The organism is Ruegeria sp. AA3, from assembly GCF_056542905.1.
The window spans coordinates 141,240-156,534 of record NZ_JBQGAQ010000008.1; the positions used below are offsets into that span (position 1 = coordinate 141,240).

At 56.8% G+C, this 15,295-nt stretch carries 14 protein-coding genes and 1 tRNA gene; 6 read left to right on the forward strand and 9 right to left on the reverse strand.

The features are described 5' to 3' along the window. Positions 1–416: 416 nt before the first annotated feature. Positions 417–1,910: a cryptochrome/photolyase family protein gene (locus ACR0JR_RS15180; RefSeq protein WP_480456876.1), complete on the forward strand. Its 1,494-nt coding sequence runs from the start codon at positions 417–419 to the stop codon at positions 1,908–1,910. A 446-nt stretch (positions 1,911–2,356) separates the two neighbouring features. Here ACR0JR_RS15180 and ACR0JR_RS15185 read toward each other — a convergent pair. The 8 genes from ACR0JR_RS15185 to ACR0JR_RS15220 form a co-directional block, all read right to left on the reverse strand. Next, positions 2,357–2,433: transfer RNA gene (locus tag ACR0JR_RS15185), tRNA-Met, on the reverse strand. Between the two features lie 82 nt (positions 2,434–2,515). Next, positions 2,516–3,487, reverse strand: a complete 972-nt coding sequence (locus tag ACR0JR_RS15190; RefSeq protein ID WP_480456877.1) for an alpha/beta fold hydrolase — start codon at positions 3,485–3,487, stop codon at positions 2,516–2,518. After that, positions 3,487–4,959 carry a flavin-containing monooxygenase gene (locus ACR0JR_RS15195; protein ID WP_480456879.1) on the reverse strand — a complete coding sequence of 491 codons (1,473 nt, stop codon included), beginning with the start codon at positions 4,957–4,959 and terminating at the stop codon, positions 3,487–3,489. The genes ACR0JR_RS15190 and ACR0JR_RS15195 overlap by 1 nt, the downstream gene beginning before the upstream one ends. Positions 4,960–5,042: 83 nt before the next feature. Further along, on the reverse strand, positions 5,043–5,846 hold the full coding sequence (locus ACR0JR_RS15200; protein ID WP_480456880.1) for a PaaX family transcriptional regulator C-terminal domain-containing protein: 804 nt from the start codon (positions 5,844–5,846) through the stop codon (positions 5,043–5,045). A 53-nt stretch (positions 5,847–5,899) separates the two neighbouring features. Next, the gene (gene paaZ / locus ACR0JR_RS15205) at positions 5,900–7,924 is read right to left on the reverse strand and encodes a phenylacetic acid degradation bifunctional protein PaaZ (RefSeq protein WP_480456882.1); all 2,025 of its coding nucleotides are present in this window, start codon (positions 7,922–7,924) and stop codon (positions 5,900–5,902) included. 28 nt (positions 7,925–7,952) lie between these two features. Next, positions 7,953–9,305, reverse strand: a complete 1,353-nt coding sequence (locus ACR0JR_RS15210) for a TRAP transporter large permease (protein WP_480456884.1) — start codon at positions 9,303–9,305, stop codon at positions 7,953–7,955. After that, positions 9,305–9,808: a TRAP transporter small permease gene (locus ACR0JR_RS15215; protein WP_010437886.1), complete on the reverse strand. Its 504-nt coding sequence runs from the start codon at positions 9,806–9,808 to the stop codon at positions 9,305–9,307. Before ACR0JR_RS15215 ends, ACR0JR_RS15210 begins: the two co-directional genes overlap by 1 nt. Before the next feature lie 54 nt (positions 9,809–9,862). Next, entirely contained in the window at positions 9,863–10,882 is a 1,020-nt protein-coding gene (locus ACR0JR_RS15220; RefSeq protein WP_170647377.1) for a TRAP transporter substrate-binding protein, read from the reverse strand. A gap of 200 nt (positions 10,883–11,082) precedes the next feature. On the opposite strand from ACR0JR_RS15220, the gene paaG reads away from it, so the two are divergent. From paaG to ACR0JR_RS15245, 5 genes are all read left to right on the forward strand, one after another. Next, complete coding sequence (gene paaG, locus ACR0JR_RS15225) at positions 11,083–11,868, forward strand: 2-(1,2-epoxy-1,2-dihydrophenyl)acetyl-CoA isomerase PaaG (protein WP_480456885.1); 786 nt, start codon at positions 11,083–11,085, stop codon at positions 11,866–11,868. Between the two features lies 1 nt (position 11,869). After that, on the forward strand, positions 11,870–12,298 hold the full coding sequence (paaI, locus tag ACR0JR_RS15230; protein WP_170477690.1) for a hydroxyphenylacetyl-CoA thioesterase PaaI: 429 nt from the start codon (positions 11,870–11,872) through the stop codon (positions 12,296–12,298). A 15-nt stretch (positions 12,299–12,313) separates the two neighbouring features. Beyond that, positions 12,314–13,621, forward strand: coding sequence for a phenylacetate--CoA ligase PaaK (gene paaK, locus ACR0JR_RS15235; RefSeq protein WP_480456887.1), 1,308 nt, complete (start codon positions 12,314–12,316; stop codon positions 13,619–13,621). A 22-nt stretch (positions 13,622–13,643) separates the two neighbouring features. Continuing rightward, the gene (locus ACR0JR_RS15240) at positions 13,644–14,240 is read left to right on the forward strand and encodes a TetR/AcrR family transcriptional regulator (RefSeq protein ID WP_480456889.1); all 597 of its coding nucleotides are present in this window, start codon (positions 13,644–13,646) and stop codon (positions 14,238–14,240) included. Between the two features lie 69 nt (positions 14,241–14,309). After that, on the forward strand, positions 14,310–14,522 hold the full coding sequence (locus ACR0JR_RS15245; RefSeq protein WP_010437875.1) for a hypothetical protein: 213 nt from the start codon (positions 14,310–14,312) through the stop codon (positions 14,520–14,522). Between the two features lie 3 nt (positions 14,523–14,525). Here ACR0JR_RS15245 and ACR0JR_RS15250 read toward each other — a convergent pair whose 3' ends face one another. After that, on the reverse strand, positions 14,526–15,284 hold the full coding sequence (locus ACR0JR_RS15250; protein ID WP_029621651.1) for a Phenylacetic acid catabolic protein: 759 nt from the start codon (positions 15,282–15,284) through the stop codon (positions 14,526–14,528). Between the last annotated feature and the right edge of the window lie 11 nt (positions 15,285–15,295).

A 15,295-nucleotide genomic window follows, 5' to 3' on the forward strand; every position in this document is an offset into this window, starting at 1 on the left:
CTTACGGCAGCGGTAATAGCTGTAAATTTGGTTCAACAATGCTGCCAGAACAAAGTTCACCCCCGTTACCATCGTAGTGCAAGATCGCCTGCAATGTGTTGAAAGCTTTCACGCTAGAAAAACTCCCTCGGCGCGCTAGCTCACCAAACGAATAGGCGAAGACTCTATCCGAATCCGTAATGACAGCTTTGAAAACTGAAGACGTCCAAGACTACCCGCCTGTTGGCCCCACTCTGTTACGATTGGATCGTGCAGAACCCTTATTGAGAGATGCAGGTCTATCATTGATCAGGATAATGCGGCCGTACGACGCGATCACGTGGCCTTATGCAAGGGCCGGATACTTCGGCCTTCGAAAGAAGATCCCATTGCTCTTGGATCAATTGAACCTGCCCTTCCAACGAAGACTTTAACCCGTGTCCACTGCCACCCTTCTACTCCCCAACCAATTGTTTGCCCAACACCCGGGTCTGGTCGCCCAGACAGATACTGCTGTGCTTTTCGAGGATCCGCTGTTCTTTGGCGATGCGCATTATCCAGCCACGATGCACAAGCAAAAGCTTTGGCTGCACCGCGCTTCTATGGCGCGCTATCGCAACGGCTTGGTCGCCAAGGGACTTGATGCCACGATATGGCCCTTTGAGCGGGAACCGGGCGCATGTCTGCGATTGTTTCAAAGTCTGCGCGATCGCGGTGTCAGCCGAATAGTTTTGGCTGATCCAGTAGACTTCATTGCAGAAAGACGGTTTCGCGCGGCGGCTAGCAATACCGAAATCACGCTTGATATCCAGCCATCACCCGGCTTTCTGAATACGCGGGCCGACAATCTGAATTGGTCTGCAGGTCGAAAACGTTGGCTCATGGCCGAGTTCTACAAAAGCCAACGCCGGCGCTTGAACGTGTTAATGGAAAGCGGTCAACCGACTGGCGGACAGTGGAGCTTTGACGAAGAAAACCGCAAAAAAATACCCAAAGCGCTGTTGGATAGCCTGCCGCGGATCGACTGGCCTGACCATGATGCAGTTGATGAAGCCGCAAAAGCGAGCGTTCTAGCTGATTTTCCAAATGCACTGGGCAGTTTGGAAACGCTATATTATCCGACATCACATAAAGCTGCATCCGATTGGCTAGCGCAGTTTCTGGAGCGGCGGTTCGAACGTTTTGGCGACTATGAAGATGCCATTGTCGAGGGCAAAAACTGGCTATGGCATGCCGTTCTCACGCCTGTTTTGAACATAGGATTGTTGACGCCCAAACAAGTTTTGGATGCGGCCCTCGCGCATGCGGATCGAAAGAGCATTCCCCTGAACTCGGTAGAAGGATTCATTCGGCAGATCATTGGCTGGCGCGAGTTCATGCGCGCGACATATGAGGACCTTGGTGTGCAGATGCGCACAACAAATCATTGGGGCCATCACCGCCCCATACCCCGCTCTTTCTATGCTGGAACCACTTGTATTGATCCGCTGGACGACACGATCAAAAGGGTACTCAAAACCGGGTATTGCCATCACATTGAACGCCTTATGGTACTGGGCGGTTTCATGTTTCTGTGTGAGATTGATCCGGACCATGTCTATCGCTGGTTCACGGAAATGTTCATCGACAGCTATGATTGGGTAATGGTTCCAAATGCCTACGCGATGAGCCAGCATGCCGATGGCGGTTTAATCACCACCAAACCGTACTTCTCCGGTTCAAACTACGTTCGCAAAATGAGCCATTGGGGCAAAGGGCCTTGGTCCGACATATGGGACGGCCTTTACTGGCGATTCATTCTGAAACACACCGACAGACTTGCTGGCAATCCTCGATGGGCGATGATGTGCCGTACGGCTGGACGCATGTCGCCTGAAGTCAAAAACAAGCATGTCACGACAGCCGAAACCTTTTTGCGACGGATAGCATGAGCGCGGGCTTTATGACAGCGGATAACTGAGATTGAGGACTCACCTAAAGATAGGCTTTGGGACTGGCTAAGTATGCCAATTTAACGCTATTACCAAAGAAGACATATTACTGTTTTAATTTTTTTAGTTTAGCTCTTAGATCGGGTTTCCGAAGGCCAGCGACAATTCTGATCGGTGAATTGTCTTTATGCCCAACCGCTACTTATTTTTCTTTGGGAAGCTCGCGGATCAAACCGGAAGCATACTAGCGGCATTAGATATTAAGTCTTGTACCGGCCGCATTGGGCTCCGAGCAGTCTTTCGCTGCGGTGTGCATCAATGTCCGCTTGCAAGAAAACCAGGCGCAAAGCTCGTCAGCCGTCACCCAAAATGTCACCCAGAACAAGGGGTCATCGCTACTAGTGATGCCAGAATGCATCCAGTATTCTGATATTGTTAAGGGAATTTGGTAGCGGAGGAGGGACTTGAACCCCCGACACGCGGATTATGATTCCGCTGCTCTAACCAACTGAGCTACTCCGCCACGAGTGAGAGGCGATGTAAGCGACGGACCGGAGAGGGTCAAGAGGGAAATGAGGGTCTGACGGGATTCTTTGTGTGCGCTTTCAGTGAGGGTTTTGATTTGTCATGTCGGCGTGGGTCATGCCGGCGATCTGGCGGATGAAACGTGCGCAGATATCAGGCTCTGTGATCAGGATCATGTGACCTCGATGTTCCAGTTTTTCGAAGGTGAGGCCGAATTTCGTCATTGATGCACCGTGTGTCTCAGCCGACAGGATCGGATCTTCGGTGCCGAACAGGATGCCTCCAGGCGTTTTCAGATCACTGTATCGTAGGTTTAATTCACCCATGCTGCTTTCTACGCCGATGACGTCTTGCGACGCGGTGATGAAGGCCGAAGGTCGCAGGCCGAGAGCGCCCCCGGCGCGGTTTAGAAAATCGGCAGGCGCGGGTTCGGGGGCGAAGACATCTTTCAGAACCAGCGGTGCTGTTTTACGGGCCATCGGGACGGCGATGGTGTTTCCGATTAGGCTGCGTAACCAATCGGAGCGGATTTCCAGTGGTTTGAAGACGGCAGGCGGTTCGGGCATCTGCTGCGTGAGAGGGGCCAGAAGTGCCAGCGCCGAGATAGTGTCGGGATAGTCCAATGCCATTGCCAGCGATACCGCGCCGCCAAGCGAATGGCCAACCAGTATGGTCTGGTCGACGTTCTTGGTTTCCAGAAACGCGTGGATCATCCGGGCCTGTTCAGGCAGGGCGGCCAGCGCAGCGGTATCACGGGTTGAGTAACCGCAACCCGGTCGGTCGACCGCGAGAACGTGATAGTTCTCTGCCAGATCATCCATCAATGCGTATGTAAAATGCTGCAACTGGCCCGAGAGGCCGTGGATCAGGACGATGGTCGGATTAACGGGGTCGCCCTTTTCGACATAGTGGATGCTGCCTCCCTGAACGGTCACGATTTGTCCCAATTGTGGCACCATCTCGATCCCTTGACGGGTCAGGCGGCGCGTCCAGAAGTTCATGCACAGCAGGAAAGCCACCAGCAGCAGGACAATCGTCAGCAGGATCGACATCATGGGTCTCCGATCGTTTCTCTCACAGGATGATATTGTTCGAGCCCGGATCGCGCCATGCGTTTTCTGAACTCGGACACAGTGCCCGGCCACAGCGTTGTATTGCGCCCCTCAGCGTCCTGATACCATGAGGTGCAACCCCCAGATTGCCAAACGCTTTCGAGGTGACGGTCCTGCATCTCTTTCGTAAACGCCACCTGTTTGTCGGTTTTCGGGGTGATGGTGCGAAGACCACCCTCCTGCATTTCTGTTAGAACACGACCGATATGAGCCACCTGTGCTTCGATCATAAGCACGACAGAGTTGTGCCCCAGCCCGGTATGCGGGCCGAGTAACATGAAGAAATTAGGAAACCCGGCAATTGCGGTGCCAAGGTTGGCCTGCATACCCCCTGACCAGGCCTGTTTCAGTGTCAGATCATTGGTTCCAGTTATGTCGAGATTATCGACCACATCAGTGACATGGAATCCGGTTCCCCAGACCAGAACATCAGCGATGAACTCGCGGCCGTCACCCGCGATGATGTGATCACCTTCAACCCTGGAGACGGCATGCGGCACCACAACCACGTTGTTTTGTGCCAGTGCCGGATACCAGTCATTTGAGCTGAGGATGCGTTTACATCCAATTGTGTAGTCAGGCGTCAGCGCGGCTTTCAGGTCTGGATCGGTGATCGCGCAGTCCAAGGCCTGGCGCCACATTTTCATTGCAAAATCGACAGCCCGCGGTTCGCCCCGAAACACGCGATGACGAAACTCAAACAGCATATAGATCAGTTGGCGCCGGATGCGGGGCAGCACTGGGAAGTACCGATACAAGCGGCGCACCCATGGTGCAATCGGGCCGTCCGGGCGAGGCAGAACATAGGGTGCGCTGCGTTGGAAGATGGTGACCTGCGCCGCAGTTTTAGCGATCTCGGGGACGAACTGAACGGCTGAAGCTCCAGTGCCGATGACAGCGACTCTTTTACCAGAAAGCGAAACATCGTGATCCCATTCTGCGGAATGGAAGCTAGGGCCTGGAAAGCTGTCAGCGCCGGGGATATACGGGATACGCGGCACGTGCAGCGCGCCGATAGCCGAGACCAGAAACCGCGCTGACCAATGGTTGCCGTCCTCTGTCTCGACCTGCCATCGCATACCATCCCACCGCGCAGATTTGAGTTTCCGATGAAAGTGACAGAGTTGGTACAGCCCCTCATCCCGCGCATTTTTCTGCAAATAGGACTGGATTTCGGCGCCACCTGCATAGGCGCGGCTCCAATCCGGGTTTAGATGTGTCGCCATCGAGTAGAGATGCGAGGGGATATCGCAAGCGACGCCAGGGTAAGTGTTTTCGCGCCATGTACCGCCGATGTCGGCTGCTTTCTCCAATATGACAATATCTGCGATGCCGCGCTTTCGCGCCTCAATTGCCATAATTAGCCCGGAAAAACCTGCGCCGATGATAAGCATATCTGTTTGCTTCGTCATCCTTCGACCTCCTCCGTTGGCGCTCCACTCGGCTGATCAGATGATAAAGGTCGCAATCGCATTTTGAACAGAGTGCCGTTTGGTCAACCGCTCCCGCTTAGAATGGCAGCTGAGGGCCGTGGAAGCAGATCAAGCATGCGAATAATGCTGTTTCGACAGGCAGCGCCGACCCAATCCGGTGGGTAAAAGGCTGCGGGCAGGTCCGGTTGGCGCAGCACCACACGCCGCCATCGATGCACCAGCAGAGTCCGTAATGTGGCGCTCTGCAATGGTGTTGGTGTCCATTCCTCGGGGTGAGTTTTTGCTGCGTTCTGGACTGCAGTTAGCAATGCCCGGCACGAAGCGCGCAGCTCGGGTGGGCATAACCGATCCTGAATCCACTTCGGGGCTGTTTGTGGCGAGATATCCAGCGCGAGTAATCCTTCCGCCTGAAGCGGAGCCGCACCTGCCCTCATTGCTATGTTGCGTCCGATTGGAATGTAGTCATCGCTGAGCATTACATCGTCAAGCACCTGCGTACCCGTCCCGTCCTCGGCAATCAGCAGATGCCAATGTTCAACAGGCGCCGAGTCACGCGCGTAGATGCGCGGTGTGACGGCCGCTGATTGGGTTCTGCCAAATTCCGAGAGGACATGGCGCGAGACGCGACCGATCCGGTCACTCTCGATCCAACCGTCCTTGCGCAATCGGTGGAGCGCCACCCGGATCGCTTCGGGTTTTATGCCCATCGGTTCAATAATCTGGGTCAGTGCACCGCCTGAAATCTGCGCGCCCGGTTCCTGTGCCATATCTCCGAACAAAGAGACAATAATCGACCAGACCCGCTGGTCTTGCGGATCCACTAGATCGGCTACGGCCGTTTCGAACCACGAGCTTTGATTGGTCATGGGACCAGTTTAACCCATTAGGCCGAATAAGAAAAACAGGTTACGCTAACGAGTTAGCGGGCATTCATTGTCAAAAGTTCGTATTCTGCGACCGGCTCGTCATCCTTATTGGTCAGGGACACGTGCCAGCGAACCTCGCCATAATCGTCATTGCGTGGGGTTTTCTGCTTGACCGTCAAACGCACTTTGATGCTGTCCCCGGCGACGACCGGCTTCATGAACCGCAACCCGTCCAGCCCGGTATTGGCCAACACCGGCCCCTCGTTCGGTTCAACAAACAAGCCAGCCGCGAAGCTGAGCAACAGATAGCCATGCGCTACGCGACCGGGGAAGAACGGATTTCGTGCCGCCGCGTCCTCGTCCATATGAGCGTAGAACGTATCGCCGGTGAAATTGGCGAAGTGTTCGATATCCTCCAGCGTGATTATGCGCGAGGCTGTGTGCAGCGTCTCTCCGACCTGCAACTTACCGAATTTACGGGTGAACGGATGTGCCGGACCTTGGATTTCAGGCGCTCCGGGCACCCATTTGGTGCTGATACCACTGAGCATGCGCGGTGAGCCCTGAATGGCGGTGCGCTGCATATAGTGTTTCACACCACGCACTCCGCCCATTTCCTCACCGCCGCCCGCGCGGCCCGGCCCGCCATGCACCATATGCGGAAGAGGAGAGCCGTGGCCGGTCGATTCTGCCATCGAGTCGCGGTCGTTGATGTAAATCCGCCCGTTATAGGCCGCGGCCCCCATCACCACATCCCGCGCAACCTCAGTGTCGTGGGTGATCAGTGAGGTGACCAGAGACCCCTGCCCGCGATTGGCCAGTGCCACCGCATGATCCAGATCGCGATAGCCCATAAGGGTTGAGACCGGGCCGAACGCCTCGGTATCGTGCACGCGCTGCGCTTTGTCGGGGTCAGCGCAGTGAAACAGCATCGGGGGAACGAAGGCGCCAGTTTCGGGGCCGTTCAGGTCGAACGCGTCGGGGTTTCCATAAACCCGTTCAGCCTCTTGCCCGATCAAAGCTGCCTTTTCCAGCACGTCAGCCTTCTGCCCGTTCGACACAAGCGCGCCCATGCGCGTGGTCTCGGCCCGCGGATCGCCGATGGTGATCTTCGCCAACCGTTCCGAGAGCGCGGAAATCACGGCGTCGACATGACTATCGGGCGCGATGATGCGTCGGATGGCGGTGCATTTCTGGCCCACCTTGGTGGTCATTTCACGAGAGACTTCCTTAACGAACAGATCGAATTCCGGCGTGCCGGGCTCTGCATCCGGACCGAGGATTGAAGCATTCAAGCTATCCTGCTCAGCAACGAACCGGACTGAGTTCTGCAAGATCGCAGATGTCTGGCGTAGCTTCAACGCGGTGTTCGCCGAACCGGTGAAGCTGACCACATCCTGACAGCTTAAGTGATCGAGCATATCTCCCAACCCGCCTGACACCAATTGCAGCGCACCGGCGGGCAGGATGCCACTGTCCAGAATTATCCGCACGGCCAGTTCGGTGACATAACAACTATTGGTAGCTGGTTTCACGATGGCAGGAACGCCCGCCAAAAGTGTTGGAGCGAGTTTCTCCAACATGCCCCAAACCGGGAAATTGAACGCGTTGATGTGGACCGCAACACCCTGCAGAGGGGTGCAGATATGCTGCCCCAGAAACGTTCCGTTGCGCGAAAGCTGCTCGACGTCTCCGTCCAGATAGACCTGCGCGTTGGGCATCTCGCGCCTACCCTTGGAGGCGAAGACAAACATCGTGCCGAAGCCACCGTCGATATCGATCAGGTGGTCCTTCTGCGTGGCACCCGTTTCAAAGCTCAGATCGTAGAGCGCCTGTTTATGCGCTGACAGCTCTTGCGCCAGCGCTTTGAGCATCCGGGCACGGTCGTGGAATGTCAATTTACGTAGGGCTGGGCCACCGGTGTTGCGTGCATAATCAAGCATCGCCTGCACGTCGAGCGCCGCGTTGCCAGCGCTGGCAAACGGTGCGCCGGTGATGGCGGATGCGATGGTGCGTGCGCCTTCTCCGGGCGCGACCCAAGTGCCAGCGGCAAAGCTGGAAATCTGATGCAGGGACATGATGTTCTCCTGTTTGATGAGGCGGGGCTCAGTGCCCCAGCGCGCCCATTTGCTCCGGCAGATACAGCACCACGATGGGCACCAGCACGATCAGCGCGAGACGGAAGATATCGGCGACCCAGAACGGAGTGACGCCGCGAAAGATGGTTCCTGTCGAGACGTCGCCCACAACGCCTTTCAGAATGAAAACGTTCAGACCAACGGGTGGGGTGATTAGCGAGATTTCGGTAACAACCACAACGACGATGCCGAACCAGATTGGGTCATAGCCCAGAGACGTGACCAGCGGGAAGAAGATCGGAACGGTCAGCAACAGCATCGAGAGGGATTCGAAGACGCAGCCCAGAATGATGTAGATACCAAGGATCATCAGAATCACGACAAACGGTGCCACATCATAGGCCGTGACCATTGCAATCAGGGCCTCGGGCAAGCCGGCCAGATTGATGAAGTTCGAAAATACCTGCGCGCCGATCAGTACCGCGAACAAGGCAGACGCGGTAAAGCAAGTCTCTTTCAGCACCTCAAAGGTCGAGCCCACAGTAAGACCGCCTCGAAACAGAGCGATCAGGAAGGCCCCGGCGGCGCCCATGCCTGCAGCCTCGGTCGGTGAGAAGGTTAGGTTCAGCGGCTCAAAGTCGAAAGCTCCGTACAGCCCGCCGATCACCAGAAAGAACAACAGCAGCACGGCCCAGACCGAGCCCAGCGCGCGGATGCGTTCGGACCAGGTGGCGCGTTCCCCGGCTGGTCCGGCCTCGGGGTTGCGCCAGACGGTCCAGCGCACGGCGAAGAGGTAAAAGAGGATCCCGAGGATGCCAGGGATGATTCCCGCCATGAACAGTTTCCCGATCGAGGTTTCGGTCAACAGCCCGTAAATGACCAGAATGACCGATGGGGGGATCAGAATGCCCAACGTACCACCGGCGGCAATCGACGCGGTCGAGAGTTCATCGGAGTAGCCATAGCGGCGCATCTGCGGCATCGCGACCTTTGACATGGTCGCGGCGGTGGCCAGAGACGAGCCGCAAATGGCCGAGAACCCGCCGCAGGCTGCGACCGTGGCCATAGCGATTCCGCCGCGCATATGGCCCAAGAAAGCGTTGGACACTGCATAAAGCTCGCGCGCCATACCGCCTTTGTTCACGAACAGGCCCATCAGGATGAACAGCGGCACCACCGACAGACCATAATCCTGAGCAGTGTCAGTAATCTGGCGGCCCACCATAGACATGGCAGCCTTCAACCCGCGTTCATCAAAGATCGAGCCGCCACGTTCGTAGGCGAAGCCCAATGTGCCGACCAGTCCCATGGCAAAGACGATGGGCAGGCGCACCAGCACCAAGATCAATACAATCGCAAATCCGATCAGCGCTGCGGTCATTACATAGGCTCCGACAGAGTATTTGGGGCGAAGGCCTTTAGCAGCCCAGTGGCGATCATCACCAGTGCGGTGATGGCAACGGACAGGGTAATGAACCAGCCGATCAGGTAGGTGGGGATTGAAAGATACTCAGTCACGTCCCCATAATCTCGCGCCCGCTCGGCCAGGACCCAGACGCGTTGGACCGGCCAGAACAGCATGATGCCGCTGACCACATAGATCACCACGTCCCGCGCGCGCGACAGGTGCAGACGGTGGAAGAACCCGTCGGTCAGATCGACCGCGATATGGCCGTTGGTAGTGGAGACAATTGGTAGGACTGAAAACACCAGAATGGCCATCAATATCCGCGTCAGTTCGGTTGCGGCCTCAATGGGCGCATTGAAGACCGAACGCAGGATCACGTCGCAAAATGTCATTGCCATCAGGATGAACAGGGCGATGCACGCCACGATCACGGGAAGGGCGCTGGCGCGTCGCACAAGCTGGATTATCGGGGTCATGGGAAACTCGCGCAGGGTAAGTCAGGGCGGCGCAAAGGCCGCCCTGAAGTTGGATCAGTTCGAGGACATTTCCGATTTGATCATGTCATAGGCGGCCTGAGCGTCGACACCTGTTGCGTCAACCTCGGCGATGACCTTGCCGCGGATGTCTTCGGCAATGGCCGAGAACTTCTCCATATCCGCGTCCGTGGCAGCGTTGATGGCATTACCTTCTGCCGCTTCGGTCGCCTCGCGACCAGTGGCATCAATCTCATCCCAGATCTTGCCGATCTCACGGCTCAGCGGTTCACCGAATACGTTTTCTTCCAACGCCGTCTGCAGCTCGGGCGGCAGATCTGCGAAGGTGTCTTCGTTCATGATGAAGGCAAACGAGCCACGATAAAGGCCACCGGGCATCTCATAGACGTTCTGTGCAACTTCGGTCAGCTTGAAACCCTTGCGCGATTCCAAAGGCATAACGACGCCGTCAGCCGCCTTGGACGCCAGTGTTTCATAGACTTTTGGGGCGGGCACCTGAATGCCGGTCGCGCCCAGCGCCGCGCCAACGTCTCCGCCAACGCCGCCTGGGATGCGGACTTTCAGGCCCGAAACCTCATCCAGAGTGGTGACCGGCGCACTGGAATGCAGCTGCGCAGGCCCGTGTGTGTGCAGGGCGATGACTTTTACACCACGATGCTCGTCAGCAGCTTTCAGATGCTGGTCATAGGCGCGCCAGTAAGCAACCGAAGCGTCCTCGGCCGAGCCTTCATAGCCTGGCAGTTCGATCAGCTTGGTGGTGACAAAACGCCCGGGCTGATAGCCGTGGAAAATAATCGAGGCATCGGCGGCGCCGTCCATGATCAGATCCATCTGAGCGGGTGGTGGAGCGATGCCCAGCTTGAGCTCTGCAGTAACCTGCCCGTCAGTGGCCTCTTCCACCATCTCGACGAACTTGGGCCACATCTTCGCGTTGATGCCGTGGGTGGGTGGGGCCCAGCTGGAAATTGTCAGGGTGTAGTCGGCTGCAAAAGCAATGGTGCCTGACACCGCCAATGTTGCCGAAGCCAGCAGCGTGGTGAGCTTGGTGAATTTCATGACCGGGTCTCCTCCTCAAAAGCGCAAGTCGTGAATGTGTTAATGGTACGTTTTGTAACTATCAACGACGAGAAAAGCAGTTCAGCGCGTAGGCCAGAGGGCATTTCTGATCGCCGAGTCACAAACGGCTATAGAATTTATTGACCAACCGTTCGGTTTATGCAAGAAGTTTGTTGTAACTTATGAAAAGCGAACCGGGCATGTCTGATACGATTATTTCGCAGAATATGGGGCATTGGGTTGAAATCACACTCAATCGCCCAGATCGCCTGAACAGTTTCACGGATGAGATGCACTATGCCTTGCGCGCCGCGCTTGAGGCCACGCGCGATGGTGGAACCCGCGCTGTGTTGCTGACTGGGGCCGGACGCGGGTTCTGTGCCGGGCAGGATTTGGGGGATCGAAACCCTGCAACGATGGAGGGCCCGCCAGACCTGGGCAACACGGTGCGCACGTTTTATGCACCTTTGGTGCGCCTAATCCGGTCGCTGGAATTTCCCGTTATTTGTGCTGTAAATGGTGTCGCTGCCGGGGCGGGTGCGAATCTGGCTTTGGCATGTGATGTGGTACTGGCCGCCGAATCTGCCAAGTTCATACAGTCGTTTTCCAAAGTGGGACTGATCCCCGATACCGGGGGCAGTTGGCATCTGCCCCACCTGCTGGGTGAGGCACGGGCCAAGGGGCTGGCTTTGACCGGGCAGCCATTGCCCGCGCAACAGGCAGCGGATTGGGGGCTGATCTGGAAGGCCATCCCTGACGCTGACCTGATGACTGAGGCGCGAGCGATGACGGAACAGTTCGCCAATGGTCCAACGCTGGGACTTGGCTTGACGAAACAGACGATTCAGGCAGCCGCCACGAATTCCCTGACCGACCATCTGGAGGTTGAAGCAGACGCGATGAAAACCTGCGGTGAAAGCGCGGACTATGCTGAAGGTGTCACAGCGTTTCTGGAAAAACGCGCGCCGGTCTTTCGGGGAGAATAAGATGACGCCAAAGGAGCGCGCCCAAAAAGCCGCGGCCGCAATGTGGGGGCGAGACAATGCCTCGAAATGGGCGGGCATGGAATTGGGCGAAGTTGACGAAGGTACCGCGATCCTGACGCTCGCCGTTCAGGACCATCACTGCAACGGGCACGGTATTTGCCATGGCGGCGTGACCTTCATGCTGGCCGACAGTGCCTTTGCCTTTGCCTGCAACAGCCGCAACCAATCAACAGTCGCGCAGCACAATGTGATCAGCTACGTCGCGCCCGCGCGATCCGGTGACCTGCTGACGGCCTGTGCAACGGAACTTAGCCTGACCGGGCGCAGCGGCATCTATGACGTAACAGTAACCAACCAGACCGGCCAAAAGATCGCAGAGTTTCGGGGATTTTCCCGCGCGGTCAAAGGCCCAGTGTTTGACGAGACCTGAGATGAGGGGGATGGCATGAAGGATCTTACTCCGAATAAGGCGGATCTTGATCCGATCGAGATCGCCTCGATTGATGAAATTCGCGCGCTGCAACTGGATCGGCTTAAATGGTCGCTGCGTCATGCCTATGACAATGTTCCCATGTACCGACAGCGGTTCGATGAGGCTGGGGTGCATCCTGACGACCTGCAATCCCTCAGCGATCTGGCGCGTTTTCCGTTTACCTATAAAAACGATCTGAGGGAAAACTATCCCTTTGGCCTGTTTGCCGTTCCGCGTGAGCAGATCATCCGTGTTCATGCCTCATCGGGGACCACGGGCAAGCCAACCGTGGTGGGCTATACGCAAGGCGATATCGATAATTGGGCCGATCTGGTAGCCCGCTCGCTGCGTGCCAGCGGGTTGCGCCGGGGTGACATGGTACATAACGCCTATGGCTATGGCCTGTTCACTGGCGGACTGGGCGCGCATTACGGGATTGAGCGTCTGGGGGCCACAGTTGTGCCGATGAGCGGCGGGCAGACCGGCAAGCAGGTCGATCTGATCACCGATTTCAAGCCCGACGGGATCATGGTGACACCATCCTATATGTTGAATATTCTTGAGCAGTACCATAAGGTTGGCCTCGATCCGCGCGAATGCTCTCTGGCCGTGGGCGTCTTTGGGGCCGAACCCTGGACAGATTCCATGCGCGCTGAGGTCGAGCAAGCCTTCGACATGCACGCTGTCGATATCTACGGCCTGTCCGAGATCATGGGACCGGGCGTCGCCAATGAGTGCGTCGAAACCAAAGACGGGCCGGTGATCTGGGAAGATCACTTCTATCCCGAAATCATCGACCCCCAAACCGGTGAAGTCATGCCCGACGGTGAGATCGGTGAACTGGTCTTCACCACGCTGACCAAAGAGGGCCTTCCGATGATCCGCTATCGCACCCGCGATCTGACGCGGCTGTTGCCCGGCACGGCGCGGTCGATGCGGCGGATGGAAAAGATCACCGGCCGTTCGGACGATATGATCATCCTGCGCGGCGTAAACGTCTTCCCCAGCCAGATCGAAGAGCAGGTTTTGGCAACCGGCGGTCTAGCACCCTATTACCAGATCGAGCTTTACAAAGCCGGACGGATGGACGCGATGCGCGTACATGTCGAGGCAACGCCGGATGCGGCGGATGAGCTGAGCAAAACTGCGGCAGCCCGGATGCTGTCGCGGCGGATCAAAGAGGTTGTTGGCATCTCGACCGAGATCGATATAGGCGAGCCGGGCGAGGTTGAACGCTCGCAGGGCAAGGCCCGTCGCGTAATCGACAATCGCGATAGTTAAGACAGAATCGGAGGGTCAGGATTTGGCGCGTACGATAGCAAAAGACCATGACGACAAGCGGGCTCGCATCCTGAAATCTGCCGCCCGCGTCTTCGCGCAGGAGGGGTTTGATCGGGCGTCGATGTCTCAACTGGCGCGTGAATGCGGAATATCCAAGGCCAATATCTATCACTATTACGATAGCAAGGACGCGATCCTGTTTGACATACTCGACAGCTATCTACGGCAATTACGCGACCAAATTTGCGGCCTTGATCTTGAGGGGCTGACCCCTGCGGACGGCCTAAGGCGGGTGCTGCAGGAAATCCTGCTGGCCTATCAGGGCGTGGATGATGAGCATCGTGTGCAAACCAGCGGCATGTCCGCCTTGCCCGAGGAGCAGCAGAAACTGCTGCGTGGCTATCAGCGGGATCTGGTGGAGTTTGTCAGCGACATCATCGCCGGCGTTGCGCCCCAAACTTTCACGAACGACACCGCCAAGCTTCGGGCGACCACGATGTCCGTTTTCGGGATGTTGAACTGGTTCTATATGTGGAACGCAGGCGCAGATGCCGAGGCGCGTAGTGACTACGCTGCGCTGGTAAGCAATCTGACTTTGTTCGGCGTTGACGGTCTCTGACGCTCGGCTGGCACAGAGTTGATTTGGCTCAGTCACTCAAATGGGTTTGAATGGGGGCGGAGGTCGCCCATGCAAAGCCCTGATCGTTTCGACAAATTCTATTTCGCCAAAGTGGGTTTGGGCGAAGCCTGTGGTTGCGCCGAACGCGTGATTGATGTGTTTGAATTCAACCGGAAGGCTGGCGCGCAGACACAATCAGCGAAGAAGGACCGACGCAAACGGCGATCTCTGCGTGGGTTGGCCGTGAAATACGGATTGCTCAGCCGCAAGCGTCAGCCCTGAAGGTCAGGGCGCTTTTAGCCCCAGATTCGCTACCTGCTCAGTCGCCTTCGCCACCCACTGATCTTTCATCTCGGCTCCGGTCAGTTGTCGTAGCCCCAGCTTGCGCAGCGTCTCGATTTTCTCCGCACCCCCGGCCCCAAAACTGGCCGCCACGCGGGGCCACCAATAGTCAATTGACGCCTGCATCTCGGCAGCCTTCCCCTGTTCGATCAGCTTGAGCGCGCCTTCAAGGGCCAGTTCTCCATGGCGCGCCTCGATCGGAGCGATATCCCGGAAGGCTTCGGCTAGAGGTTGATAAGATATCTGAGAGAATTGAGCGAGTTGAACTGCAACCGCCTGGCTCATCAGCAGGTTCATCACCACAGCGTCCTCCCACCCTTCGATGGGATAGTTGAACACCGCAAGTCGCATATCATGTTCAGACCGGGTGGCCCCAATATCTGCATCGCGATCCAGACGCGTGGTCCAGGGGTGATGGTTTGCATAGCGATCAGTGTTAGCCCCGAACTCGCCCATGATTTTCAGCACACGATCCGCATTGTCGGTCTTTTCCAACACAATCTTTGCAGCCGCGATGCGTTCCTTGATGCCGGGTCCCTGATTGATGATGTCGGCAAAACCCGCAGCACCTGCCAGCTCACTATCCACGAAGGTCGCCATTAACTTCATAAGTTCTGCGCGATAGCGTGGCGGAACATTGGTTGGATTGCTCAGGACGCCACCGGCGGCCAGATAGCTCTCGATTGTCATGTCTTCAGCCATCATTCCCTCCG